19 protein-coding genes are annotated in these 25328 nt (G+C 46.9%); 12 read left to right on the forward strand and 7 right to left on the reverse strand.

Annotated elements, in window-relative coordinates:
• Window positions 1–171: 171 nt before the first annotated feature.
• On the reverse strand, window positions 172–609 hold the full coding sequence (gene uspA, locus M988_RS00875) for a universal stress protein UspA (RefSeq protein ID WP_008815546.1): 438 nt from the start codon (window positions 607–609) through the stop codon (window positions 172–174).
• Window positions 610–1332: 723 nt separating this feature from the next.
• Between uspA and uspB the strand changes: the two genes are divergently transcribed.
• Together uspB and M988_RS00885 are read left to right on the forward strand one after the other, a co-directional pair.
• Window positions 1333–1668 (forward strand): universal stress protein UspB, encoded by a 336-nt coding sequence (gene uspB, locus M988_RS00880; protein ID WP_008815545.1) that lies wholly within the window; start codon window positions 1333–1335, stop codon window positions 1666–1668.
• A 364-nt stretch (window positions 1669–2032) separates the two neighbouring features.
• The gene (locus tag M988_RS00885) at window positions 2033–3346 is read left to right on the forward strand and encodes a sodium-dependent transporter (protein WP_008815544.1); all 1314 of its coding nucleotides are present in this window, start codon (window positions 2033–2035) and stop codon (window positions 3344–3346) included.
• 52 nt (window positions 3347–3398) lie between these two features.
• On the opposite strand, the gene pitA is transcribed toward M988_RS00885, so the two are convergent.
• A complete protein-coding gene (gene pitA, locus M988_RS00890; protein ID WP_008815543.1) occupies window positions 3399–4892 on the reverse strand; it encodes an inorganic phosphate transporter PitA in 1494 nt (497 codons plus the stop codon).
• 323 nt (window positions 4893–5215) lie between these two features.
• Between pitA and M988_RS00895 the strand changes: the two genes are divergently transcribed.
• Window positions 5216–6412: a BaiN/RdsA family NAD(P)/FAD-dependent oxidoreductase gene (locus M988_RS00895; protein ID WP_064572503.1), complete on the forward strand. Its 1197-nt coding sequence runs from the start codon at window positions 5216–5218 to the stop codon at window positions 6410–6412.
• A 55-nt stretch (window positions 6413–6467) separates the two neighbouring features.
• Here M988_RS00895 and M988_RS00900 read toward each other — a convergent pair whose 3' ends face one another.
• On the reverse strand, window positions 6468–7043 hold the full coding sequence (locus M988_RS00900) for a nuclear transport factor 2 family protein (RefSeq protein WP_064572504.1): 576 nt from the start codon (window positions 7041–7043) through the stop codon (window positions 6468–6470).
• Window positions 7044–7247: 204 nt separating this feature from the next.
• On the reverse strand, window positions 7248–9947 hold the full coding sequence (gene mgtA, locus M988_RS00905) for a magnesium-translocating P-type ATPase (RefSeq protein ID WP_371272876.1): 2700 nt from the start codon (window positions 9945–9947) through the stop codon (window positions 7248–7250).
• Between the two features lie 1426 nt (window positions 9948–11373).
• On the opposite strand from mgtA, the gene M988_RS00910 reads away from it, so the two are divergent.
• From M988_RS00910 to M988_RS00930, 5 genes are read left to right on the forward strand one after another with little or no spacing between them, the layout of a single operon-like run.
• Window positions 11374–11913, forward strand: a complete 540-nt coding sequence (locus M988_RS00910) for a fimbrial protein (RefSeq protein ID WP_035502768.1) — start codon at window positions 11374–11376, stop codon at window positions 11911–11913.
• 48 nt (window positions 11914–11961) lie between these two features.
• On the forward strand, window positions 11962–12675 hold the full coding sequence (locus M988_RS00915; RefSeq protein WP_064572506.1) for a fimbrial biogenesis chaperone: 714 nt from the start codon (window positions 11962–11964) through the stop codon (window positions 12673–12675).
• A 40-nt stretch (window positions 12676–12715) separates the two neighbouring features.
• The gene (locus tag M988_RS00920; protein ID WP_064572508.1) at window positions 12716–15295 is read left to right on the forward strand and encodes a fimbria/pilus outer membrane usher protein; all 2580 of its coding nucleotides are present in this window, start codon (window positions 12716–12718) and stop codon (window positions 15293–15295) included.
• Window positions 15296–15305: 10 nt separating this feature from the next.
• The gene (locus tag M988_RS00925) at window positions 15306–16613 is read left to right on the forward strand and encodes a fimbrial protein (RefSeq protein WP_008815536.1); all 1308 of its coding nucleotides are present in this window, start codon (window positions 15306–15308) and stop codon (window positions 16611–16613) included.
• The gene (locus M988_RS00930; RefSeq protein ID WP_008815535.1) at window positions 16585–17295 is read left to right on the forward strand and encodes a fimbrial biogenesis chaperone; all 711 of its coding nucleotides are present in this window, start codon (window positions 16585–16587) and stop codon (window positions 17293–17295) included. Before M988_RS00925 ends, M988_RS00930 begins: the two co-directional genes overlap by 29 nt.
• Window positions 17296–17360: 65 nt before the next feature.
• Here the strand turns inward: M988_RS00930 and M988_RS00935 are convergent, their stop codons facing one another.
• Window positions 17361–18224, reverse strand: a complete 864-nt coding sequence (locus M988_RS00935; RefSeq protein WP_227743538.1) for a hypothetical protein — start codon at window positions 18222–18224, stop codon at window positions 17361–17363.
• Window positions 18225–18667: 443 nt separating this feature from the next.
• Here M988_RS00935 and M988_RS00940 point away from each other — a divergent pair, with 443 nt between their 5' ends.
• On the forward strand, window positions 18668–19306 hold the full coding sequence (locus M988_RS00940) for a response regulator transcription factor (RefSeq protein ID WP_008815533.1): 639 nt from the start codon (window positions 18668–18670) through the stop codon (window positions 19304–19306).
• Here the strand turns inward: M988_RS00940 and M988_RS00945 are convergent.
• Window positions 19286–19789 (reverse strand): GNAT family N-acetyltransferase, encoded by a 504-nt coding sequence (locus M988_RS00945; RefSeq protein ID WP_064572514.1) that lies wholly within the window; start codon window positions 19787–19789, stop codon window positions 19286–19288. The genes M988_RS00940 and M988_RS00945 overlap by 21 nt on opposite strands.
• 476 nt (window positions 19790–20265) lie before the next feature.
• Between M988_RS00945 and M988_RS00950 the strand changes: the two genes are divergently transcribed.
• Window positions 20266–21960, forward strand: a complete 1695-nt coding sequence (locus M988_RS00950; protein ID WP_008815531.1) for a sensor histidine kinase — start codon at window positions 20266–20268, stop codon at window positions 21958–21960.
• Between the two features lie 51 nt (window positions 21961–22011).
• On the opposite strand, the gene asd is transcribed toward M988_RS00950, so the two are convergent.
• Window positions 22012–23115 carry an aspartate-semialdehyde dehydrogenase gene (gene asd, locus M988_RS00955; protein WP_008815530.1) on the reverse strand — a complete coding sequence of 368 codons (1104 nt, stop codon included), beginning with the start codon at window positions 23113–23115 and terminating at the stop codon, window positions 22012–22014.
• A 302-nt stretch (window positions 23116–23417) separates the two neighbouring features.
• Here asd and pldB point away from each other — a divergent pair, with 302 nt between their 5' ends.
• Both pldB and yigL read left to right on the forward strand, forming a co-directional pair.
• On the forward strand, window positions 23418–24443 hold the full coding sequence (gene pldB, locus M988_RS00960) for a lysophospholipase L2 (protein WP_008815529.1): 1026 nt from the start codon (window positions 23418–23420) through the stop codon (window positions 24441–24443).
• 16 nt (window positions 24444–24459) lie between these two features.
• Window positions 24460–25263 (forward strand): sugar/pyridoxal phosphate phosphatase YigL, encoded by an 804-nt coding sequence (gene yigL / locus M988_RS00965; protein WP_008815528.1) that lies wholly within the window; start codon window positions 24460–24462, stop codon window positions 25261–25263.
• The last annotated feature ends 65 nt before the right edge of the window (window positions 25264–25328 follow it).

The following is a 25328-nucleotide window of genomic DNA, read 5'->3' on the forward strand; positions in this document are numbered from 1 at the left end:
CAGCGGGCGAAATTTCCACTAAACAACTAGAGTACAAGGCCTCATCCCTACTCTCTGGCACCATAAGCGCGCAGAGTCCCCCCGCTTTAGCATCGACGCAGCACAAAAACAAAAACGCCCGCAAAGCGGGCGCTGAAAACTAAACTTAAGAAAGATGAAGTTTACTAAGACTTAATCTTCATCTTCGTCACGCAATGGAACAATCAGCATGTCGATGTGTACGGTGTTGATCAACTGGCGAGCAGAAGACATCAGCTTACTCCAGAAATCCTGATGGTGGCCGCACAGTACCAAGTCCATATCGTATTTCTTAATCGCATCCACCAGTACCTGACCCAAATCACCGCTCCCGCTCAGGGTTTCCGTAATTGGATAGCCTGCGTTCTGAGACAGCTCGGTCAGGGCGTGGTGAGTTTCGTCAGAAATACGTTTCTGCATGTCGCCCAGATTCACGTCAATTAGGCCGGTGTACAGGTCAGAATAGTTAACATCCACGTGAATCAGAGAAACTTTAGCGTCATAAGGGCGCGCCATAGATACTGCTTTCTCAACCAAGATGTTACTTTCTGGGGAAAGGTCTACAGCAACCAGAATGTGTTTATAAGCCATAAGTTTACTCCTTCCATAAAGCCGGTTAACGGGGGAGCAGGCATTGGGTGTCGCTACCTGGCTTCTCTTGCATGCCTGCATGTTAGCATCGTTCAGATTGCGAGGGTGTCGTCCTGCTCACACTCACAATGCAAATTTCTTAACATATTGCTTTTAACTACTGTTTTACTCTTTTACGCTAAGGCTGCACATACTTTCAGCTGAAAAGGTTCACTTTAAATGCAAAAACACGTTAAGTGAGGAAAAAAACACCAATTCAGGCGGTTAAAGAAAAGAGCATTTTTGCCAGCAGCTAAAAAAAGTAGACCCGTTTTTTATAAGGATAGCGCGGTTGTAAAGCAAGAGCTGATTATCTTAGGAGGAAAAATTTTCACCTTTTTTTGCTTTTGTTATTCGCTTTCTCTCTATTTCGCCGTTTTTTTATAGGAATTAATAGCGAAGCTAAATCATTAGCTAGCGCATTCTGCGTTTCATCATAAAATCAGCAAAATTAATTTTGTGATCTCGATACCGTTTCTCCGTTCTTTTCCTAAACTGATTAATGAGGCAGTGCCGCGTAGCGTGATTTGTTATTGTGCTACTAGCCTTTTGCCTACCTTGATAATAAACATCGTGGTTTAGCCTGACGAAACTGTCGGGCTAAGGTTGTCTGGCGAGTAATAGACAAGGCACCGTTATCTCACAGCTCTCATTATTTGCTGGAGAGGATGCCGGGAGGAGATCATGATTAATACCGTCGCGCTTTTTTGGGCATTGTTTCTTGTGTGCGTGATTAACATGCTGCGTTATTACTCCTCGCTACGCGCGCTACTGGTTGTTTTACGCGGTTGTGATCCGCTGCTTTATCAATATGTTGATGGTGGCGGATTCTTTACGTCTCATGGACAGCCTAGTAAGCAAGTGCGCTTAGTGCGTTATATTCAGGCTCAGCGCTACCTCGATCACCATGATGATGAGTTTATTCGCCGCTGTGAGCGTTTGCGTCGCCAGTTTGTTTTAACCAGCGGACTGTGTGGCCTCGTCGTGGTATGTCTGTGCGCTATGGCGATTTGGTATTAGTAGACAATTGATATTAATGAAATTATGGCACCTTCGTTCTGGCGAGGGTGCAGATAAGCACTACGCGTGAAATGCAGTATCAGCATGTTGCAAAAAGGTAAAACTGAAAATAATGATTGCAGGGACGATGTGCATTGATTAATTTGAAACGGTATTCAATTTTAGGACATCCTAACGTGCACACAGTTAACCTCCAACTCAGCCTCCTTCTTCTCCTTATCAGCTAGGTGGCCTGCACGCATCCATATTAAACAAGGCCGCCGGAAGGGCGGCCTTGTTGTTTCTAGCACCCTCCGGCACCATTTTCTTAACACCGGAGTTTCAACATGACGTTCAGCATTATCCCCTCCCTGCGGAGGTCTGCATGAGCCAGCAATGGTCATCTCGGATTGGACATATCTTAGCCGCAGCAGGTTCGGCAATTGGCATTGGTGCTATCTGGAAGTTTCCCTACGTTTCTGCCACCAATGGCGGCGGTGCATTCCTGATTGTTTTCTTGGTGTTCAGCTTTACTCTGGGACTGGCCGTATTCATGGCTGAGACACTGCTGGGCAGTCATACGCGCGAAGGCGTGGTCAAGGCCTTCAAACAGCTGGCGGGGCGTCATTGGGGCTGGGTAGGCGTTCTGGGCGTGACGTGTTCATGGTGCATCTTCAGTTTCTATAGCGTGGTGGGGGGCTGGACGGTGGGCTACACGTTCATGGCGGGAGCAGGCAAACTGAACATTACGGACTCCAGCCAGTTGAATTCGTTGTTTACTGATTTTATAAGCAATCCTTACCTGCCGGTTATCACTCATTTATTGTTTGCGGCCTTGACGTGCTATGTGGTGTTGGGCGGTGTGCAGCGCGGCGTTGAGAAAGCGGTTAAGGTCATGATGCCTTTGTTATTCTTGATTATGCTGGTGCTGATTGTCGTGGGGATGACATTGCCGGGCTCCAGTGCGGGTCTGAAGATGTTCCTGTATCCAGACTTTAGCCATCTGACGGGTAAAAGCGTGCTGGATGCGTTGGGGCTGGCTTTCTTCTCTCTGTCCATTGGTTTAGGGATTCATGTTACCTATGGCGCATATCTGCCAGATAGCCGAGGCATTGGGCGCTCTAGTGTTTGGGTCGTCACATTGTCGTGTCTGGTTTGTGTGTTGGCGGGGCTGATGATTTTCCCTGCATTAAGCTCAGCCGGATTAGATCCTGCTGCGGGGCCGGGGCTGACCTTCATGACCATGCCCGTTTTCTTTGCTCATCTGCCGGGGGGAAGTATTCTGGCGGTGGCTTTCTTCTTGTTGCTGTTAGTTGCAGCGCTGTCCTCGTCGATATCGTTGTTAGAGAATATCGTGGCCTTTGCCCAAGGACGCTGGGGCTGGTCACGCCGTAACGCGAGCCTGATTATTACCGCAAGTATTATGCTAGCGGGGATCCCTGTGACCTTGTCCTTTGGCGAATTAAGCGGTTTTACGCTGGCTGGAAAAACGCTGTTTGATGTGTTGGATTTCTTGACGTCGAATCTGATGATGCCGTTGTTCGGTATTATTATCTGCCTGGTCTTTGGCTGGTCGCCACGTGCTGCGACGCTGGTACCGCAGGATATCTCTCCTTTTTGGCGAGCATGTCTGCGCATTACCTGGCGTTACATTGGCCCGCTGTTTATCGGTATTATTCTGATTAGAGGCCTAATGTAAGTCAAAAAAAAGCCCGTTTATTAAACGGGCTTTTTAATCGTTTAAACGAGCTTTAGACTACGAAAGTCAGGGCTAGCCAGTACAGACCACCGGAAAGAACAATCGCTACCGGAAGGGTTAGAACCCATGCCAACAGAATGCTCTTAATGGTTTTACTCTGAACACCGCCGCCGTCCACGATCATGGTACCCGCAACCGCAGAAGAGAGCACCTGAGTGGTTGAAACCGGCATACCGGTATAGCTTGCTACACCGATGGAGATGGCAGCCGTCATCTGCGCGGAAACGCCTTGCGCATAGGTCATGCCTTTCTTACCAATCTTCTCACCGATAGTCGTCGCCACACGACGCCAGCCAATCATGGTCCCCAGAGACAGGGCCAAAGCAACGGCAACGATAATCCACATCGGTGCGTACTCAACGGTCTCCAGCAGATCTTTACGCAGATCGTTCAGGAAGCGCTTATCCTGAGCATCTGTTTCAGGCAGCTTAGCCACTTTACCTGCGGTATCTGCAACACACATCAGTAAACGACGCATTTGATTACGTTGATCGACGCTTAGCTCATCATAACGTTGCAGGTTATTCAGCAAAGCTTTGCTGTGGTCGATAGCAATCAGCGCACGAGAAGAATCACAATGGAAATCATTGTTACCGGTGGTTGGTGCCACTGGCTGATGCTCTTCAATACCAACGATATGTGGTAGGGCTTCCTGATGCTTCTGGTAATACTGTTCCAGATGCGTGATCGCATCACGGGTACGGGTGATGTCATAGCCAGTGGCGTCCATGTTAACCACAAAGCCGGCCGGAGCCACACCAATTAATACCAGCATCAACAGACCGATGCCTTTCTGACCATCGTTAGCACCGTGAGAGAAACTCACGCCAACCGCCGACAGAATCAGGGCAATACGCGTCCAGAATGGTGGTTTGCGTTTGCCATCAATCTTTTCACGTTCAGCAGGTGTCATATGGATGCGGCGACGTTTTTTCGTTCCGCTCCAATAGCGACGCAGTGCAAATACCATCAGACCAGCCAGTACTAGGCCGATCAGTGGGGACAAAATCAACGATAAGAAGATTTCTATCATCTTCGGAATGTTGAGAGCATCCACCACGGAAGTGTTGGTCATCAGTGCGTTAGTCAGTGCAATACCGATAATCGCGCCGATTAGCGTATGAGAACTGGATGCCGGCAGACCAAAATACCAGGTGCCGAGGTTCCAGATAATCGCCGCTAAAAGCAGAGAGAACATCATTGCTAGACCGTGAGTCGATCCCACGTTCAACAGCAAATCTGTTGGAAGGAGGTGCACAATTGCGTAGGCGACGCTGAGGCCACCCAACATCACACCTAAGAAGTTGAAAATACCCGACATAACGACCGCAATCTGCGAACGAAGTGCACGAGTATAGATAACTGTTGCGACTGCGTTTGCTGTGTCATGGAAACCATTGATGGCTTCATAAAACAGAACAAACAGCAGTGCCAGGACTAACATGAGGCCAGTGTGAAAATCCAGCCCTGCAAATAGATGTAGCATAAGCGTTACGCCAGTTAGTGGTCATGAACGCGGCGCATTATCTGCGAGAACGCGTGCTGGGGAAAAGCAAAATATGACGTTTTTTTGATTTATTCACGCAGTTAATAGATACATATCTCGGATTAGTCCTATCATTTCAGTATGTTGTATGAATATTTCGAGATAAATTTTTTCTCGCGCTGGCGATGAGGATTTACCCCGTTTACAATCCACCGCCGTGAGTCTGGGTTTGTTTTGCCGTTTATTACCAGAGTAGCTCATATTAGAAAAATCGGTATTAGCGTTCGTGGTTGCATTTAGAACCACGAAATAAGAGGTTATGTGTGGAAAATTTTGATGTAGTGATCGTCGGCGCTGGTGCCGCGGGGTTGTTTTGTGCGGCTCAAGCAGGGCAACTCGGTCAGCGCGTTCTCGTCGTTGATAACGGCAAAAAGGCAGGGCGAAAAATCCTGATGTCGGGCGGCGGTCGCTGTAATTTTACGAATATGTATGCCGAACCCGCGGCATATTTATCGCAGAACCCACACTTCTGCAAATCGGCTCTGGCTCGCTATACCCAATGGGATTTTATTGAGCTGGTGAGTCGTTACCAGATTGCTTATCACGAGAAAACGTTGGGGCAGTTGTTTTGCGATGATTCCGCTGAACAGATCGTGGATATGCTGCTTAAAGAGTGCGAGCTAGGGCAGGTTAGTCTTCGTTTGCGCAGCGAAATCTTGAGCGTTGAGCGTTTAGACAGCGGAGAATTTTCGCTTCAGCTTAACGGTGAACAGGTGAACTGCCGATCTTTGGTGATCGCGAGCGGTGGTTTGTCGATGCCTGGATTGGGCGCGACGCCTTTCGGCTACAAGATTGCTGAGCAGTTCGGCCTGAACGTGCTGCCGACTCGTGCGGGTTTGGTTCCGTTTACACTGCATAAGCCACTATTGGATCATCTGCAAACGCTGTCTGGCGTAGCGGTTCCATCGGTAGTCACCGCTGAATCAGGCACCAGTTTCCGCGAGAGTATTCTGTTTACCCATCGTGGCCTCTCGGGTCCAGCGATCCTCCAGCTTTCTAGTTACTGGCAAGCCGGTGAGAAAGTGACAATCAACCTGCTACCGGATTGCGATCTTGCCGCTTTCTTGGACGCGGAGCGCACTGAGCACCCAAATCAAAGCCTAAAAAATACGCTAGCAAAACAACTACCGAAGCGTTTGGTTGAATGTTTACAAACGTTGGGGCAAATTCCTGACGTCACGCTTAAACAGCTGAATGCTCCACAGCAGGTGCAGATAGTTGAAACATTACAAGAATGGCAGGTCGTGCCGAATGGCACCGAAGGCTATCGTACCGCAGAAGTGACGTTGGGCGGCGTTGATACCCACGAGCTTTCCTCGAAAACCATGCAGGTACATAAAGTGCCGGGGCTGTTTTTCATTGGCGAAGTGGTTGATGTGACGGGCTGGCTCGGTGGCTATAATTTCCAATGGGCATGGAGTTCCGCTTGGGCCTGTGCGCAAGCGGTGGCGAATGTGTGACATTGAGACTTCCGCTCCAGACCGGAGCGGAGTCAGGCTACCTTTATTATTATTATTATCCTTTCAACCAAGCCTGCCCTTCGGCCTTCATTGTGGTTTCTAAATGACTGCCCTTGGTGGCAAATTCACGCTCTACCGGAAAACCACTTTTCTCAAGTAAATAGGCAAGCGGCGCGTAGGCAATCGGATATTTGTTAGCACAGGCAGTATCGATGTCGATAATTCCTTGAGGGAAATTAAACGAACCAAAATCGTAAATTGCCTGACGGCGGGTAATTTTCCATACACCGTTACGTTTTTCTACCCAATCGTAAAAACGATTATGGACGGTAGCGCCGAGTCTCATCTGCGCATTTTCGATCACAATCATGGCGTTAGTTTCTGCGATGGCTTTATCACCGTGAAATTCAATCATCGGTGAGCTGATGAGATGTTTGGTCACCAGCGCTGAGCCGCCCATGCGCTGCGAGCCTTTTACGAAATCAGTAAACAACCCTTCAAACCAGGTGACCTCAATGATGCCATCTGTATGGAATAGCTCTAGCATTTTGTCCCATTCGGCGAGATCGCGGTGCATCCAACCCGTCATTAAATCGGCAATTATCAAACGGTCTTCCCAAAATGCTTGCATAGCGGCTTTCCTTAAGTTGTGAGCAGTGGCTAGGCATGAAATATGCTGGCCTGACACGAGAATATAATGCCGCAAGGTTTGTTGAGTATGCGAGAAGTGCCGAAGGGGAGAAATTGAAAAAGAGAATGTGAGTAATAAGCGATATTGCAGTTAAAAAGCTGCGACATCACTGCCGCAGCTTAGAGAGTAAATAGAAGTGCTAGTTTAGAACCACTGCCCGAAGCGACGAATGTAGAAGCGCTTCATCAGTTGAGTAACAACGCAATAGCTGAACAGCGTACCCACTAACCATGGGAAATACTGCCATGGCAACGGCTGCAAACCAACCCAAGTGCCGAGCGGTGAGAAGGGAATATAAATACCCAGCGCCATAATTAGCCCCGTTGTTAGCATTACCGGCAGCGCCGCAGTGCTTTGAATAAACGGGATTTTTTGAGTACGCAGCATATGCACAACGAGTGTTTGTGACAGTAGCCCTTCAATAAACCAGCCAGACTGGAACAATGCCTGATGTTCGATGCTATTGGCAGCAAACACAAACCACATAATGGCGTAGGTCGTGATGTCAAAAATAGACGACGTTGGCCCAATCCATAACATGAAACGTCCAATATTTTTTGCATCCCATTTACGCGGTTTACGCAGGAATTCTTTGTCCATTTTATCCCACGGCAAAGAGAGCTGTGAGATGTCGTACATCAGGTTTTGCAGTAACAGCTGAATCGCCAACATTGGTAAGAATGGGATAAAGGCACTTGCCACCAGAACGGAGAACACGTTGCCGAAGTTGGAGCTAGCGGTCATATTCAGGTATTTAATGATATTGCCGAAGGTTTCTCGTCCGGTGATCACACCTTCTTCCAGCACCATCAGATCTTTTTCCAGCAGGATAATATCGGCTGACTCTTTCGCGATATCAGTGCCCGTATCGACTGAGATACCGACGTCGGCATCGCGCAGCGCTGGTGCATCATTGATACCATCACCGAGGAAGCCAACGGTATGGTCGTTGCCCTGCAGCGCTTTAAGTACGCGAGATTTTTGCAGCGGCGTGAGCTTGGCAAAGACGGTACGCTGCTCCGCTAACAGTGATAGTTGCTCGTCGCTCATTCCTTCAATTTCGCTGCCTAGCAAGGGTTCACCGGGTTCTAAGCCCACATCACGGCAAATTTTGCTGGTGATGATTGGGTTATCACCGGTCAACACTTTGACCATGACGCCATTTTCGCGCAGCGCAGTGATCGCTTCTGCGGCAGATGCCTTTGGTGGATCGAGGAACGTCAGTAATCCGCAGATGACCAAATCGCGTTCATCGCTGTTGCTGAGTGGGAATACGCAACCATCGATACCCAAATCACGAGTTCCCACCATGAGCACGCGGAAGCCTTGTTCGTTGTAGTGGGTTGCTAACTGCAGCAGCTCGGCACGCGCCTTCTCATCGAGCGGTAAAATATTGCCGTCATCGCTGATATGGGTGGCGATAGCCAGCATTTCTTCAACGGCACCTTTGCAAATCAGCGTGTGGCGGCGATGCTCGTCGCTGACCACAATAGATAGACGACGACGAATGAAATCGAAAGGCAGCTCATCAATCTTGCTAAAGCGCGCCATTGCTTCAACTTCAGGACGCGCGCGGCCGAAGCGAATCACCGCTTTATCCATCAGATTTTTCATGCCGCTTTGGTGATAGCTATTCAGCCACGCCAGTTGAAGCACCTCTTTATTCTCGCGCCCATTGATGTCTATATGGTGTTCGAGAATGATACGGTCCTGAGTCAGCGTACCGGTTTTATCGGTGCACAGGACGTCCATTGCGCCGAAATTCTGGATGGCGTTCAAACGCTTAACCACGACTTTGCGGCGAGACATCGCGATCGCACCTTTGGCAAGGTTTGAGCTTACGATCATCGGCAGCATTTCAGGGGTCAAGCCCACGGCAACCGCTAAAGCAAACAGTGCGGCATCGGCCCAATCACCTTTGGTGAAGCCGTTGATCAGGAGAACGACTGGCACCATCACTAGCATGAAGCGAATTAACAGCCAGCTTACGCTGTTTACCCCACGGTCAAACGAGGTTTGCGAACGAGTGCCGACGATAGATTTTGCCAGTGAACCAAAGTAGGTTTTTGCCCCCGTAGCGACCACGACCGCTTTGGCGGTGCCGCTGGCCACGTTTGTTCCCATCAGACAGATGTTGGATAACTCCAGCAGATCGCCTTCACTGCTACCAGTGTCGCAGGATTTTTGACTAACGCTGGCGGTGACGTCGTATTTCTCAATCGGGATCGCCTCGCCGGTTAGCACGGCTTGGCTGATAAACAGATCGCGAGATTCGATCAATTTAACGTCGGCTGGAACCATATCTCCTGCGGAGAGCAGAATGATATCGCCCGGTACCAAGTCTTGCAGAGGGATCTCTTTGCATTCGGTTTTTGCTGCTGGATGAGCTCGGCGTAGAACGGTGGCGGTGGTTCTCACCATGGATTTCAACGCATCGGCGGCTTTATTAGTGCGAAACTCCTGCCAGAAGCGCAGTAATCCACTCAAAGACACCATGATTAAAATGATGATCACCCCGATGAGATCTGTTTCTTCACCGCGTTGTAGCGGCAGCCAATAGTCGGTGAAGAAACTGATCGCAGCAAGCACCATCAGTACAAAGATAAATGGATTATTAAACGCACTGATTAGCTGCACCAAAGCCGGCGGCACTTTTTCATGAGCTACCTGATTGGGACCTGTTTCCAGCAGGCGTTCGCGTGCGTCTTCCTCTTCTAATCCATTGAGGTTAGAGGAAAGATTAGACAAAGTTGCATCTAGGCTGACCACAGATTCTTCTGCAATCAGATAGGTGGCTTTCTTGTTATTTTTGCGGCTGCGTTTTTCAGCAGTTTGTTCGATCATCTGGGCCATAACACAATACTCATCGCTAATTTTAGCGTGCAGAAACCCGCCCCAAAATGAGGAGTTTTCTTTCGCTAAATGTCTTAGTTAGCCTAAGGCTAAAAGTATGCGTTGCAGATTAGGGACGGATTTAACTCACGTCAGCCCGTGCAACGCGGATAACGTTGCTTCTGGGGTGCTCGTCCATATTGGCTCCTTACGCCTCACGGCGAGATACGGTTGGTACTGGAAATGATTACGCTCGTTGCTTATCGCGTTCATCAAGCTAAATGATGGGCACTGATAAGCCCCCTGTCGTAGGTCACAGCGACAAGAAAACAGGGTGCGAGAAAATCGGCGACGTTAAACGTTACCCATTACTCACATCGTTAGGCTTTGCCTGGAGGAAATAGAGCGCGAGTGTAAATTTGCATGATAACTGTCCGCATACAGTCCTCTCGGTATAATCACCGACGAGGCACTTTTTAGTGGGTCTGCAACAGTTCTTGATGTGAGAAGTGATGCTGCCCGCCGAGTCCGGCAAGCAAAACATCTGAGGAGATGGTCAGCTTGCCAGTGTTATGTCACTACTGAGTTGATTACTACTCTGACTTTCCAATGAAGGAATCTCCGTTGATTAACTGCCGAAACTATAAGCCCGGTTGCGTAGTGTGTAAAGGTTCATTTGCTAAACCAATAGTCAACGCAAGTTATTTTGCTGCCACCTGCAATCAGGCATAAAAGGGGAGAATGGATCTGTTTTTTGCAAAAATTGATCGTGATTACACTCTGGTGTTTTATGTAAAACAGCGTTTTTAGAGATGACCCCAAAAATGTACACCCTGAACAAAAAAGGGACGATTTGTAGGGGGGAACGCCACCGGAGGTGCCGCGCTGCGTAGTTAATCATATGTAAAATATGATGTTTTTATATTTTACATTCATGGATTGAATTTCTAGAACATCTGAAATGACCTGATCTTTCGAATGAAATAACATTTAATTAACACCTTATTCACTTTGTGGGTATAGGAATCTTCTGACCACTCTGTTAGTCTTTTTCTTACTTTTCACCCACATTATTCAAAGGTTGAGCTAAATAGAATTAAGACATAAACAATAAATCATTTGCTTAAACTGCTATTTTCTTCTCGTCTGTGAGGAGGATTTTTGCTACGCGAAAGCATTTAAATTTGTATTTGTCCTATGCGGATGAAGGGGATGCATACAGTTTTTTATTGTAGTCTCCACATTATTTTTAATATTTAGTTTTCTCAGATGGATAATGCGGTCTAGGTTTTTACTCCAGAGTGGGGCGCGCCACTCTGGAGTAGAAACCCAATAGCCCGTTTTTATTCTAGCGACTAGAAAAACAGGGATTTAGATTTAATAAAATCGTTAAGTGAAAATAACGATAATAGTCATTATAGATAAAAGGATAGAATCAATGAATAAGACAATATTACCTATCGCATTCATCGCGGGCTGTTTTGTTTCCTCTTCAGCAATGGCAATCAGTGCGAATACTATTACTTTCCAAGGTGAAGTTACCGCTCAAACGTGTTCGGTGTCTATTAATGGAAATGATGCTAGCCCGATTGTTTTATTGCCTACGGTAGCAGCGACAGAATTGGCTAATCCAGGTGATGTTGCTGGCCAGACAGTATTTACGCTGGGCGTTACTGGCTGCACTAAAAATGATGCAGCAGACACCAACATTAAAACCGTTTTTGTCGGAAATAACGTGACTAATAGCGGTAATTTAGGGAATACCGGTGGCGCTGGAAACGTTGAATTACAGATTTTGAAAAGCACCCAAGACACCGCGGGTATTAACTTAACGAGTCCACAAAGTGTTGATGGCTTGGTTCTGAAACAAGGCGATACCGAAGCGACGCATGACTTTGCCGTGCAGTATTACGCTACGGCAGCAGCTACTGCTGGCACCGTAGCGGGTTCATTACAGTACGCGATTTCTTACCAGTAATTGATGTAGGCCGGTACGCCGGCCTACTTATTGTTTAGGAACAACAATATGTTATTTGTTAGGAATGTTATTGCAGGATGCACTTTTGCACTTCTTTGGATTGTGGCTGCACAGGCAAGCGTAGTCATGACAGGGAACCGGGTTATCTATCCCGCGCAAAACAAGGAGGTGAACATTCAACTGACGAACCATGATGATTTTCCTAATGTGATTCAGGTGTGGATGGACAGCGGCAATGAAGATTCAACACCTGATACTGGACAAGCCCCATTCATCATTACGCCGCCGTTTTTTAAAATGGCCGCTAAAGCCGGTCAAACAGTACGGTTGATGTTCTCAGGTGGGGAATTACCCCAAGATCGAGAATCCATTTTTTACCTTAATTTTTTGCAGATCCCACCCAGAGAAGCAAAAAGCAGCAGTAATCAAATGCTGATCATGTTGCGTAATAGAGTAAAGGTGTTTTATCGCCCCGCCGGAATAGCAACATCGCCAGCGGATATTGCTCAGAATGTAAAACCAAAAATAATTCAGCAAGGAAATTCTTACGTACTGGAAGTAAATAATAATAGTGGTTACTACCTCTCCATTTCTGGAGCAAGTATTCTATCTGAAAATAAGGTTGCTCAGCTCGGTAGTAGAATGATTGCTCCGTTTAGTACGGAAAGGTGGCCTCTTAGTCATAGGTTCTCAAATTCCGCATTGACTATTAATTATATAAATGATCAAGGGGCGAAAATAACACAGCGTTACCAGTTGTGATCGTATCCTTCTGCGCCTCATGGAATGAGAGGGTGTTTTAATGAATCATCGCAAAATAGCCTCATGGGTGACCTATGCCCTATTTCCAATGAGCGTTTGTTCATGGGCTGCAGAAAATAGCCAATACACCTTTGATGAGTCTCTGTTCCTTGGTGGTGATTTTGGCAAAGGTTTAAAGCGTTTTAACGCTGATAATAATACCCCTGCGGGAAAGTATTCAGTGGATATTTATCTCAATGGTCGTTTTATACAGCGTGACAGCGTGGATTTTGTTAACAACTCAGCTCAAAAAGAGAGCGAACCTTGTCTGAGTCGCGAGTTTTACGTCCAATCGGGTGTAAATGAAAGTGCATTGCCGCAGGGTGATGAGTTGGCTAAGAGCCAGTGCAAAAGCCCTGAAGCCTTAGTCAAGGGAGCCAGTTGGTCGTTTGATCAACCGCGCTTACGATTGGATTTGTATATTCCTCAAGCGCTATTAACTCGCTCTCCGCGTGATGCTGTGCCTGTTGAAAGCTGGGATGCTGGGGAGTCGCTGATGTTTCTCAACTACAGCACTAACTATTATCAAAGCCGATACCGTTCGGGTTCTGGAGGCACCAGCCAGTATGGTTTTCTTGGGCTAAAGTCGGGTATCAATCTGGGGCTGTGGCAGCTGCGTCAGCAATCTTCGGCAACCTATAGCCAATCACCAAGCCGTTCTCGCTATCAATGGCAGTCGCTACAAACCTATATGCAAAGGCCGATTGCGGCTCTGGATAGCAACCTAATGATCGGCCAAAGTTACAGCGGCGGATCGCTGTTTGGCAGTATGGCGTATAACGGCGTCAAGCTTGAAACCGATCAGCGCATGTGGCCGCAGTCTCGCCGTGGCTATGCGCCTGAGATTCGGGGTACGGCTCAAACCAATGCCCGTGTCGTGGTGAGCCAAAACGGTCGCACGATTTATGAAACCAACGTTCCGCAGGGGCCGTTTGTTATTGACGATCTCAGTAGCACTCACTATGAGGGTGACCTAAAGGTCGAAATTATTGAAGCGGATGGTCGGAGTTCAACGTTCACCGTGCCATTTTCTGCCGTACCCGATTCAATGCGTCCTGGCGTAAGCCGTTATAACGCGGTTGTTGGGCGTGCGCGTGACTATGGCGATACACAAAATCTGTTTGGCGATTTTACCTATGAGCGCGGTATTTCCAATAGTTTTACGGGAAACCTTGGTTTGCGTATTGCTGACGATTATCAGGCGATTTTAGCCGGTGGCGTATGGAGTCATTGGCTAGGTGCCTTTGGTCTTAATACCACGTGGTCACATGCCCAAATTGATGATAATCAAAGCCAATCAGGCTGGCGAGTGCAGGCATCTTATAGCCGTACATTCGACTATACCGGAACTAACGTGGCCTTAGCTGGATACCGCTATTCTACGGAAGGTTATCGTGAATTGAGTGATGTGCTGGGTGAAAGAGCTAGCAAAAAGCACGGCTCTAATAATGTATTCAAATCGGACACCCTAAATCAGCGTAACCAATTTACAGCGATGATCAACCAGTCGTTAGGAGATTATGGGAGCCTGTATTTATCCGGTTCGGTGATGGATTACTACGATAATCAATCGCGTAACACGCAACTCCAAGTGGGCTATTCCAACAGTTGGAAGAACATCAGTTATAACTTGGCAATTAGTCGCCAGCAGTCGGTATACCGCAATCAGATAGATATGGATGGCTCAGAGCAAGGGCGCAGCCGTAGCTATTTAGGAAATACTGAGAATTTGATTACGTTAACTTTCTCAATCCCATTGTCGTTTGGCGGACGGGACAACTATATATCCACGTCACTTAGCCATGCTGACAGCTCAGGTAATTCAGGGCAAACGTCGGTATCAGGTATGTTAGACGACGCAGGAACATTGAATTATTCCGTATATGCGGGATATCAGCAAAATCGAGAAAGTCAGGCCGGTAGCACTAAAAACTGGGGCGCGAATCTGCAAAAAAACTCAGCGTTCGGCACGCTTAACGGGAGTTACTCAGCGTCCAGTGATTACACTCAGTGGGGCGTTGGTGGGCGTGGTGCTGCGGTTATTCACCGCGGAGGGATCACACTTGGCCCATACCTGAGTGAAACGTTTGGACTGGTTGAAGCAAAAGGCGCGAAGGGAGCATTAGTTAAAAATGGACAAGGTGCGCGTATTGATAGCAACGGCTACGCCATCGTTCCTTCGCTAACGCCATACCGATATAACACGATCAGTCTTGATCCGAAGGGGATCAATAAGCATACGGAGCTCAAAAGTACTCAAAGCCGAGTTATTCCCTATGCTGGCGCCGCAGTGAAAGCATCTTTCGATACCCTGAGCGGTTATGGCGTGCTAATCAAGGCCAAAATCAACGGTACAGAAGCCCTGCCGATGGGGGCTAGCGTGCTCGACGATCAGAATAATGTGGTGGGAATGTCTGGCCAAGCCAGCCTAATTTATGCTCGTGTGCGTGAACGACAGGGAATACTGACGGTTAAGTGGGGGGATAGCCCTCAAGAAATGTGCCGTGTGAGTTATGTATTACCAGAATCTTCAGAGCAGCAGGAGCTCGTTTCTGTCGCTGGGCAATGTGTTGTTCATTAAGGGGAATGATATGTTCGGGATAAAAGTCAGGGCAGGGATGATATCCACGTTTTTCCTGCTGATGATGTCTTCATCCGCCATTGCACAATGCACAAAAATTACGGCTCAATCACAACTGAGCAGTACCAACGATGGCGTAGGCGCTCTATGGTATGGCAGTTTGGACTATAACAACGGATCTCTAGGGCTGCCGAGCGTTGTGGATATCAGCACGAGCAATGACTTCCAGCCCGACGGGACGTTATTGGCATCCAGTGTTGCTCCCTTCACCTCCTATGCGGTTAATTCGGGATACGTGAGCGAACAGGTGCTATTTCGCTGTGATGCCGCAGACGCTGGTAAGGTTTATGAGGTTTATGCGACCAACGGCGATGCGGTGTATGCGGGGATGTATGATGACGGCAGTATCACTGGTGTTGCTCCGAAAGCCTATGCCACCTATGTGCGTAATATTGCTATTCGTTTTACTAATATGGAAACCGGTGAGTTTTACGACAAAATCTGGAAATCTCGCCCACTTACTGGGCTCGATACGGATAGCCAAGGAAGATTACTGGTTAAAGCAAAGAATTTCAGTGCAGTACAAACCGAGATATTTCGTTTGAACTACGCCCGCTCCGGTACGAATAATGCGGCCAGCTACTTATACGCTTATACCCAGCCAAATGCCTATATTGCGTTTCGTGGGCCAGGGATTACTGGACCTGCCGACGGCGCTGACTCTCAAACCAGTTTCCCAGGGTGGTATGGAACGTGGCCTGCGTCGATAGGGTTATATAACTATGTGACGTTCCGACGAGGAGCGACCTGCAAAGTGAGTAACTTTACTCCGGTAGTCACTTTACCCGCGATTAATATTAGCGCTTTACAGGCCGGCGAGGTCAGTCAGTCACCGTTTACATTGGACTTTCAGTGCCAGTCGGCAGCAACCTCGGGATTGAAAACAGGACAAATTGCCTTGGGATTTTTGGCTCCGCCTGCGAGTGTTGCCGCTGCGACCAAATATGGTTTGATTACCTCTGGGGCAGCTAACTATTTGTTAGATGAACAGTACGGTGCGGCTGGTCATGCGCGAGGAGTTGGGGTGAAAATTTATCGCAGTAACCAGCCAATGCAGTTTTTGACGACAGATACGACGAAAACAACGGGCTGGTCACCGATTCTGGGTGGCGACCAAACATTGGTGGATTCAAATACGGCTCAAGGGATCAACAGCTACACCGAAACGTTTATGGCACAGTTAGAGAAGTTCGGTGGTGATGAACTAACGGCAGGGAGCTATCAAGCGCATGCGCAGATTCTTATCCGTATTCAGTAGTTTTATCGGTGGCGTATTTTTCATCCTGCTAGCCTCCGAGAGCACACAGGCCGCCGTCAACGCGGAAGCCACTCGAGTGGTGTTTAACGATGGAGAAACTGAGGCATCTTTACAGCTTGTGAATAAAAATAGTTACCCTGTGGTGGTGCAGGCTTGGTCTGATAATGGCGATCCGCAGTCGACTCCGGATAAAAGTACTTCACCGATCTTGGTTTTACCTGCGGTATTCAAATTACAACCTGAAGAGATGAAAAGCCTACGCTTGATGGTGATAGATAGCACATTGCCAAAAGAGCGAGAGTCGATGTATTGGCTGAATATCTATGAGATTCCACCGCGTATGTCTGGTGAATCTACGCAAAAAGTGACCATAGCGCTGCGCACACAGATGAAGCTTTTTTTACGCCCATCGGGGATCTCGCACCTACAAGAATCGGTAGGAAATAAAATTAGGTTTCAGCGACAAAACGGTGTCCTCAATATTGAAAATCCAACGCAGTATTATCTGAGCATTATTGGTGTGACAATACGTAATATTCCTTTGGATATAGGAGTATTACCGCCAAAGAGCCACCGTCAGATTCCATTACCTCCAACGCTTAATACTATGAATGAGACAATATCATTTTCACTCATTAACGATGAAGGTAATTCTTGGGATTACACCCGAGCGATTAAGTAGTCATTTAAGTGATAATTAGGCATATTTGTATCACAAAAATGAAGCGTCAATTCGCTGATAGCATTCTATATCGATTTTTCATCACTAGGATTAATCTCTAAACAGTACAAAACAAAAGCGAAGTACAGCCCCATATATTCCTCAGCGAGAGTGATGAACGAATCATGTAACGTCAGCGTCATATTTTCATGTGGTGTCATCAGAGATTTCTTGGCCGCGGCATCAACAATTCTCCTTAAATGTGTACGCGAAACAGAAGTTTCTTTGGCAATTTGGCTGTAGGAAATAGTTGTTGCGACTCCGGGATTTTCCTTTTGTTTTAATGCTTCAAGGTAAAGACGGATGAAGATCATATGTCCCGCATCTTTCAATAAAAAAATCTGAGAGTCAGGAAGAATGTTGCTCACAATAACTTCATTAAAGAACAGTTCAGCACAGCGGATAAAGAATTTTTCTAATCCCTCATAGCTATCCAAATGGTTTTTTTCTAACCGATAATTAGGTAGCAATTCAGGAAAAATGGCGAGTGAGTTAGCTAAATAACGCCGAGTTTCGTTTAACCCTTTTTCTGTGGGGTTAAACAACAGAATCCGCTTGTCTTTTTCGCTTTTGAATACATTTAATCTTCCGCCAACTCTGAGGAAAAACATCAATGATTCTAAGCTGTTATGACTTCCTAGTCCGTGGTTAACACAATAGTTCTTTACATCAGATAATGTAGGGGCTTTTTGAGTGAAATAAAAGCATAGAACGGTAATCGCAATATTAAAGCGAGTATCCTTAAACATCGTTTTATAAAACAATGGATGTGTTTTACACATTGATAACATTAAGTCATAGTGCTTTTCAACACATTTTCTGAAATTGGGTAGCTTTTGTATGTGTGAGCTATAAAGAAATAGTTCTTTTTCTAAATTGTTTTTTTTCATATTTTTCTTTGTAAGGTGAATAGGTAATACCGAAATATGGGTATTTAATCCCATAAGCATAAAGGTGTTTTTTAGTACTCCAGAATCATTATATATAGATTGACCATAATGTCATGATACTAATCCACTATGCTAATTGTATAACCTATAATTATATTGATCTGCAAATGACAATAAATCGATTTATTGAGCTTGTATAATGGCAATTATTTGGTTTATATCACTAATAATTACCAGTATGTTAGATAATAATTCTATTGATTTGTGATTAAATAGAAACAAAACATACCAGAAATGTTCATGTATTTATAACAAATTAGAGTGATATAGTTTTCTTGAGAGTCCTGCTATTTATTTTCTATAAGAATTTATACATGGAATTGCAAATTTATAGAATAATTTGAAATCCGTTTTTTCCTCATTTAATTTTTCTTGGGAATAAAATGTTAAGAGTTGCATTGGTTGAAACTTCATATGTTGATGCGATGGGAATATACAGTTGTCTGAAAGGTATCAAGGTAAAATGTCAACTATTCGACTTATGTTCTCAGTTTATCAGTGAGCAAAGGCTAAAACCTTTTGATGCCTTAATCATTGAGATAGTTCCTTTTGAATATGGGTTATCGGGTGCGTTGGATACACTTCAATTATTGAAAGTATCATTTCCTAATCTGCCGGTGATCGTATTGACTCGTTCAGAAGATCCTTATGTTTTATCTAGGGTTATGTCCTATAAAACTTATACTCTTTTGTCGAAACAAGAGCCGCTTTCTGTACTACGTGAGGCGATTATGCATCACCTCTTCTCGGGCGCTGTTGTGCGTAGTGACGCAATAAGACGTTTTCTAGAGAAGAGTATGGGGCAGGATAGTGTACAGATTACTCGCAGCGAAGAGAGAGTGATGAGTTGTCTGCAGCAGGGCCAAAGTATCGGAGAGATTGCACGCAGATTAAAGGTGAGTGAAAAAACCATCAGTGGGCATAAGCGCAGCGCTATGCGTAAGCTTGGGCTAACGAATCACGCCAATTTCTGCCGTTATTTGGTTAGCCATAAAGCGGTGTTAGTGGGTGAGCGTACGTAAGCGTGCCATATGAAAAACATCAACATACTGCCCGTCGCGATAAGCATAGCCGCGACTGGTTCCTTCAATTTCAAAGCCAAATTTTTTATACAATGCGATGGCTCCCGCATTATCGGTATATACCGTAAGCTCAATGCGTTTTAAATCGAGCCATTTATCGGCCAACTCTACCATTGCCGTCATGAGTTTACGGCCCACGCCTTGCCCCTGAAAATCATAGTGAACGCTAATTCCGAAGGTGCCGCTATGGCGCATTCGAGGGCGTTGGTAAGCTTCCAGACTAATGCATCCAACTATTCGGTCTTCACACACGGCGACGAGATGATAGTGGCCGACGGGGGTGTGAACCAGTCGTTTTTCCCAAATCTCTGTTGTGGCATATGGCAACTGCAACGTTTGTGCGTAGACCTGTGGATGCGTATGTAATTTGTGCAATTCTTCTACGTCTAGCGGTGTCGCGGCTCTAATTATAATCTCGATCATTTGTTTTTCCTGTCAATGGCTTACCTAATAACCTATTAAATATAAAGGATAAAATTTATTTTAGTAGGGTTATTAATCAATAAAAAAACACTTTACAAGTGATATTGATAATGATTATCATTGCCATGCGTTCTAGGGAAGACAGTCTTAGAGATACAGTACCGGGATAGCTCATATTCAGGTAGTGCTATCTAAGATGTCCTTTCGAGAAGGCACGACATTGCTCACATTGCTTCCAGTGTTTTTTTAGCCAGCTCGGGTGCTGGCTTTTTTTTTGCCTAAATTTTATATCTATCTCTCCGTAAAACACGATATCTACACTATAACGTTGATAAAGGGGAAAGAAGCGTGAGTACAACCAACGAAAATGTCGCTTGAGGTAGGATAAGCGCAGATAAACCCTCTACATGATGTTCAGGAGTAAGGTTACAATCATTTCCTTATACAACCTGCCATGTGAATGAAGGATATTTTCCATGGGTGTCAGCCAGATCGATTTAATCCTCTCCCTTCTCCAGCAGATGTGCGTCTATCTGGTTATTGCCTATTTGCTGAGTAAAACTCCTCTATTTATCCCGCTGATGCAGGTTACGATTCGACTGCCGCACAAGCTGGTGTGTTATCTCACGTTCTCGATGTTTTGCATCATGGGTACCTATTTCGGCTTGCATATAGACGATTCTATCGCGAATACGCGTGCCATTGGTGCGGTGCTAGGGGGTGTGCTGGGTGGGCCATCGGTTGGTTTTCTGGTGGGGCTCACCGGAGGTTTACATCGTTATTCGATGGGCGGTATGACGGCGATGGCCTGCATGATTTCAACTGTCGTTGAAGGTTTGGTTGGTGGATTATTGCATCGCTATATGCTGAAAAATAACCGACTGGATCTGCTATTCCAGCCTCTGGTGATCGCAGCGATAACATTTTTGGCTGAATGTTTGCAGATGCTGATCATCCTGATCGTGGCGCGCCCTTTCTGGGAGGCCGAAGAGCTGGTGGAGAACATCGCTTTACCTATGATGATCACCAATACCGTTGGCGCTGCGATGTTTATGCAGATCTTGCTCGATCGGCGGGCGATCTTCGAAAAATATACGTCGGCATTTTCCTCCAAAGCGCTACAAATTGCAGCGCGAGCCGAGGGGGTAATGCGGCAGGGATTCAATCCAAAAAACAGTATGAAAGTTGCGCGCGTGCTCTATGAAGAGCTCGGTGTTGGGGCTGTTGCGATCACTGACCGAGAAAAACTACTGGCATTTATTGGCATCGGTGACGATCACCATTTAGTCGGTGCGCCTATCACCTCTCACCATACGCATCGTGCTATTGAGCTCGATCAGGTGGTTTACGCAGACGGTAATGAAGTCGCCTATCAGTGCTCCATTACGCCGAATTGCAAGCTGGGGTCAACGCTTGTGATCCCCCTGCGCGGCGAAGATAACCGTGTCGTGGGCAGTATCAAGCTGTATGAGCCAAAGAATAAGCTGTTTTCCAGCATTAACCGCACGTTAGGGGAAGGCATTGCCCACCTGCTGTCAGCACAGATTTTGGCGGGTAAATATGAACAGCAAAAGCAGTTGTTGGTGCAGTCGGAAATCAAGCTTCTGCATGCGCAGGTGAACCCACATTTCCTATTTAATGCGCTTAACACTTTATCGGCAGTGATCCGCCGAGACCCTAATCATGCGCGTAAACTGGTTCTTTCACTCTCAACCTTTTTCCGCAAAAACCTTAAGCGCAGCAGTGATGAAGTGACGCTAGGCGATGAAATCGAACATGTGAAAGCCTATCTAGAAATCGAAAAGGCGCGTTTTGCCGATCATTTGATGATTGATTTTGATATTGATGAGTCTTTGTTGAATGAGCGTTTGCCTGCATTTTCGCTGCAACCTATTGTTGAGAATGCGATTAAGCATGGTACCTCACAGCTGTTTGGTGTTGGAGAAGTTCGCCTACATAGCTGGTGTGATGGGGAAGATATCTTGATAAGCATCGAAGATAACGCCGGTCTCTATCAGTCGAAACCACGCGGCGATGGGCTGGGGATGAATCTGGTCGATCGTAGGATTAAAGCCCGTTATGGCGAACGATTTGGGGTAAGCGTTGAGACCGAAGCGGATAAATTTACCCGCATAGTGGTACGCGTACCGAAATCGGTAGCAGAGGTGTGATAGGACATCTATCGATTAACGACGCCCCCCTTGGAAGGGGGGCATAAAAACTTACAGCACAAACTTCAGCATGCGACGCAGAGGTTCCGCTGCACCCCATAGCAACTGGTCACCAACGGTGAATGCTGACAGATACTGTGGTCCCATATTGAGTTTGCGCAGACGGCCAACCGGAGTTGACAGTGTGCCGGTGACGGCAGCAGGCGTTAATTCACGCATGCTCAGTTCGCGGTCATTAGGCACGACTTTTACCCAGTCATTGTGGCTAGCCAGAATCTGTTCGATCTCGGGAATTTCCACATCTTTCTTCAGTTTGATGGTAAAGGCTTGGCTATGACAGCGCAGTGCGCCTACGCGAACGCATAAGCCATCAACTGGAATGATCTCTTTGGTTGCCAAAATCTTGTTGGTTTCGGCTTGGCCTTTCCACTCTTCTTTGCTTTGCCCGTTATCCAGAGCTTTATCGATCCATGGGATCAGGCTACCGGCTAATGGTACGCCAAAATTATCCGTTGGCAGAGTACCACTGCGGCCAAGTTCCGTTACCTTACGCTCGATATCTAAAATGGCCGATGCAGGATTTTGCAACTCTTTAGCTACGCTGTTATGCAGCATGCCCATTTGCGTCAGTAATTCACGCATGTGCCGAGCGCCGCCACCGGAGGCAGCTTGGTAGGTGGCAACGGAAACCCAATCCACCAAATCATTGGCAAATAGCCCGCCGAGTGACATCAGCATCAGGCTAACGGTGCAGTTACCACCGGCGAAAGTTTTAATCCCTCTGTCTAATGCATCGTGAATCACATCGTGGTTCACGGGATCGAGGATAATCACTGAATCTTCGTTCATGCGCAGCGATGAAGCGGCATCGATCCAGTAGCCCTGCCAGCCGCTGGCGCGCAGCTTAGGGTAAATATCGTTGGTATAATCGCCGCCCTGGCAGGTGATGATAATATCTAATGCTGTCAGCGCATCGATATCATAGGCATCTTGCAAGGTACCCTGCTGGCCGGTAAAGGTAGGCGCGGGTTGACCATGCTGGGATGTGGAGAAGAAAACCGGGCGAATGGCGTCGAAGTCGCGCTCTTCAATCATGCGCTGCATGAGAACGGAGCCGACCATTCCGCGCCAACCGATAAAACCAACGTTTTTCATATGCTGTCCTACCTTGGAGGTTTTTATATTAATAAGAAGTTGAATAAAACATTGAAGCCGCCTGTCTGTGCGGTGGGGCTTGCCCCATTAACCAAACTTACAAAATGTGTGACGATGCGCAAGTGAATTTATTAGATATGAGTGAATGTATTCATGTGCGTAACTAATAATCGCTGTTTTGGCACGAGTTATGGCAACGATAGGGTAATCACTCCCTGAATGAAGGCTTTTGTGCCACAATACAAATCAGCTATTTCTTGTGCGATTGTTCACAAAATGACTAAAGGACGATAACGACTCATATGTCTGCTCTGACCCAAAGCTGGTTGCAGCGCGAGAACGAATTTGCAGCATTTACCACCGGCCCATTGCTTGATTTCTGGCAGCAGCGTCAGGAAGATGTATTCATGGGCGTGGATGATGTCTCGATTCGCTTTGTCCGTTTTACGTCCGAACAGCACACCCGCGTGATACTGATTTCTCCGGGACGCATCGAAAGCTACATGAAATACCCTGAATTAGCCTACGATCTGTTTCATAGCGGCTACGACGTGGTGATTGTCGATCATCGCGGTCAGGGGAAGTCGGGTCGAATGCTAGAAGATCATCACCGCGGTCACGTAGTTCGTTTTGATGATTACGTCGATGACCTCGAAATCCTTTGGCAGCAGGAGATTCTGTCTAAGCCTTACCAGCGACGCTTTGCACTAGCGCATTCGATGGGGGGCGCAATCATGGCGCTCTTTCTGGCGCGTAAGCCGCAGGGTGTTGATGCCGCAGCGCTATGCTCGCCTATGACCGGCATTAAGTTGCCTATGCCGCTGTGGTTAGCCAAACGCATTACTGACTGGGCCGAACGTTATCCTACTATGCGCGATAATTATGCGCTCGGTACTGGCCACTGGCGTCCACTGCCTTTTATCGTCAATGAGTTAACTCATAGTCGTGTACGCTACCGCCGTTTTTTACGTTATTACGCCGATTACCCTGAACTACAGGTCGGTGGGCCAACTTACCACTGGGTGCGCGAAAGCATTCAGGCAGGAGAGCGGGCTATCGCACAGGCGAAGAATATTGTTACGCCGCTGCTGCTGTTACAAGCCGGTGGCGATAGGGTCGTCACAAATGCATCACATTTTGCTTTTTGTCAGGCACTCTCGAAAGCGGGAAATCCACCTTACGGCGGTGTTCCCCACATCATTCAAGGCGCACGCCATGAGATCCTGTTTGAGCGGGACGCACAGCGCTCTGAAGCGTTAAATGCCATTTTGGATTTTTACGCCTTACATACTGATTCACAGGCAGAAACTGCCGCCAACCCCAGCTGAGGTTAGAACACACTTTATGTACCACATTGTTGCTTCTGATATGGACGGCACCCTGCTGTCTCCTGCTCATACATTGACTCCCTTTGCGCGCGAAACTCTGCAACAGCTGACCCAGCTAGGTGTGAATTTTGTCTTTGCAACTGGTCGCCATCATATTGATATTGCACAGGTTCGCGATAGCTTAGGTATCAGCGCTTTTATGATTACGTCTAATGGCGCACGCGTTCATAACACCGCCGGTGAGTTAATCTTTAGCCATAACGTTGACGAAGATATCGCTCGTGATCTCTATACTATCGTGCACGATGACCCCGAGATTCTGACCAATGTCTATCGTAATGACGATTGGTTTATGAACCGTGAAAGTCCAGAGCAAAGGGAGTTCTTCCAAGAGTCCGTATTCCACTATCAGGTTTTTGAGCCTGCTCTGCTGCCAACTGATGGGATCTGCAAAGTCTATTTCACCAGCGAGACGCATGAAAAACTGCTGCCGTTGGAAGAGGCCATAAATGCGCGCTGGGGCGATCGTGTAAATGTCAGTTTCTCATTGCCAACCTGTTTGGAAGTGATGGCGGGCGGTGTATCCAAAGGTCACGCGCTGGAATATGTGGCCAAGCTACTAGGTTATACGTTGAAAGACTGCATCGCCTTCGGTGATGGTATGAATGATATGGAGATGCTATCCATGGCTGGGAAAGGTTGCATCATGCGCGATTCTCATCAGCGCCTGAAAGACGCACTGCCAAATTTGGAAGTGATTGGCAGCAACGTGGATGATGCTGTGCCACATTATTTGCGCAAGATGTATCTGGATAAGTAACGGTGAGATAGATTTCGTTCGCCAGCGCGAGTGGTGTTTTGAACGCGTCTGGCTAACTGGCGAAC

Origin of the sequence: Hafnia paralvei ATCC 29927, assembly GCF_001655005.1 — a bacterium.
Taxonomy (GTDB): Bacteria; Pseudomonadota; Gammaproteobacteria; order Enterobacterales; family Enterobacteriaceae; genus Hafnia; species Hafnia paralvei.

Coding starts and splice junctions, on each gene's coding strand:
- pitA (WP_008815543.1), bottom strand. CDS start 4,892: ATGCTACATCTATTTGCAGGGCTGGATTTTCACACTGGCCTCATGTTA.
- asd (WP_008815530.1), bottom strand. CDS start 23,115: ATGAAAAACGTTGGTTTTATCGGTTGGCGCGGAATGGTCGGCTCCGTT.
- M988_RS00910 (WP_035502768.1), top strand. CDS start 11,374: ATGAATAAGACAATATTACCTATCGCATTCATCGCGGGCTGTTTTGTT.
- M988_RS00930 (WP_008815535.1), top strand. CDS start 16,585: ATGCGCAGATTCTTATCCGTATTCAGTAGTTTTATCGGTGGCGTATTT.
- uspA (WP_008815546.1), bottom strand. CDS start 609: ATGGCTTATAAACACATTCTGGTTGCTGTAGACCTTTCCCCAGAAAGT.
- M988_RS00940 (WP_008815533.1), top strand. CDS start 18,668: ATGTTAAGAGTTGCATTGGTTGAAACTTCATATGTTGATGCGATGGGA.
- M988_RS00915 (WP_064572506.1), top strand. CDS start 11,962: ATGTTATTTGTTAGGAATGTTATTGCAGGATGCACTTTTGCACTTCTT.
- yigL (WP_008815528.1), top strand. CDS start 24,460: ATGTACCACATTGTTGCTTCTGATATGGACGGCACCCTGCTGTCTCCT.
- M988_RS00935 (WP_227743538.1), bottom strand. CDS start 18,224: ATGAAAAAAAACAATTTAGAAAAAGAACTATTTCTTTATAGCTCACAC.
- uspB (WP_008815545.1), top strand. CDS start 1,333: ATGATTAATACCGTCGCGCTTTTTTGGGCATTGTTTCTTGTGTGCGTG.
- pldB (WP_008815529.1), top strand. CDS start 23,418: ATGTCTGCTCTGACCCAAAGCTGGTTGCAGCGCGAGAACGAATTTGCA.
- M988_RS00950 (WP_008815531.1), top strand. CDS start 20,266: ATGGGTGTCAGCCAGATCGATTTAATCCTCTCCCTTCTCCAGCAGATG.
- M988_RS00885 (WP_008815544.1), top strand. CDS start 2,033: ATGAGCCAGCAATGGTCATCTCGGATTGGACATATCTTAGCCGCAGCA.
- mgtA (WP_371272876.1), bottom strand. CDS start 9,947: ATGATCGAACAAACTGCTGAAAAACGCAGCCGCAAAAATAACAAGAAA.
- M988_RS00900 (WP_064572504.1), bottom strand. CDS start 7,043: ATGCAAGCATTTTGGGAAGACCGTTTGATAATTGCCGATTTAATGACG.
- M988_RS00945 (WP_064572514.1), bottom strand. CDS start 19,789: ATGATCGAGATTATAATTAGAGCCGCGACACCGCTAGACGTAGAAGAA.
- M988_RS00920 (WP_064572508.1), top strand. CDS start 12,716: ATGAATCATCGCAAAATAGCCTCATGGGTGACCTATGCCCTATTTCCA.
- M988_RS00925 (WP_008815536.1), top strand. CDS start 15,306: ATGTTCGGGATAAAAGTCAGGGCAGGGATGATATCCACGTTTTTCCTG.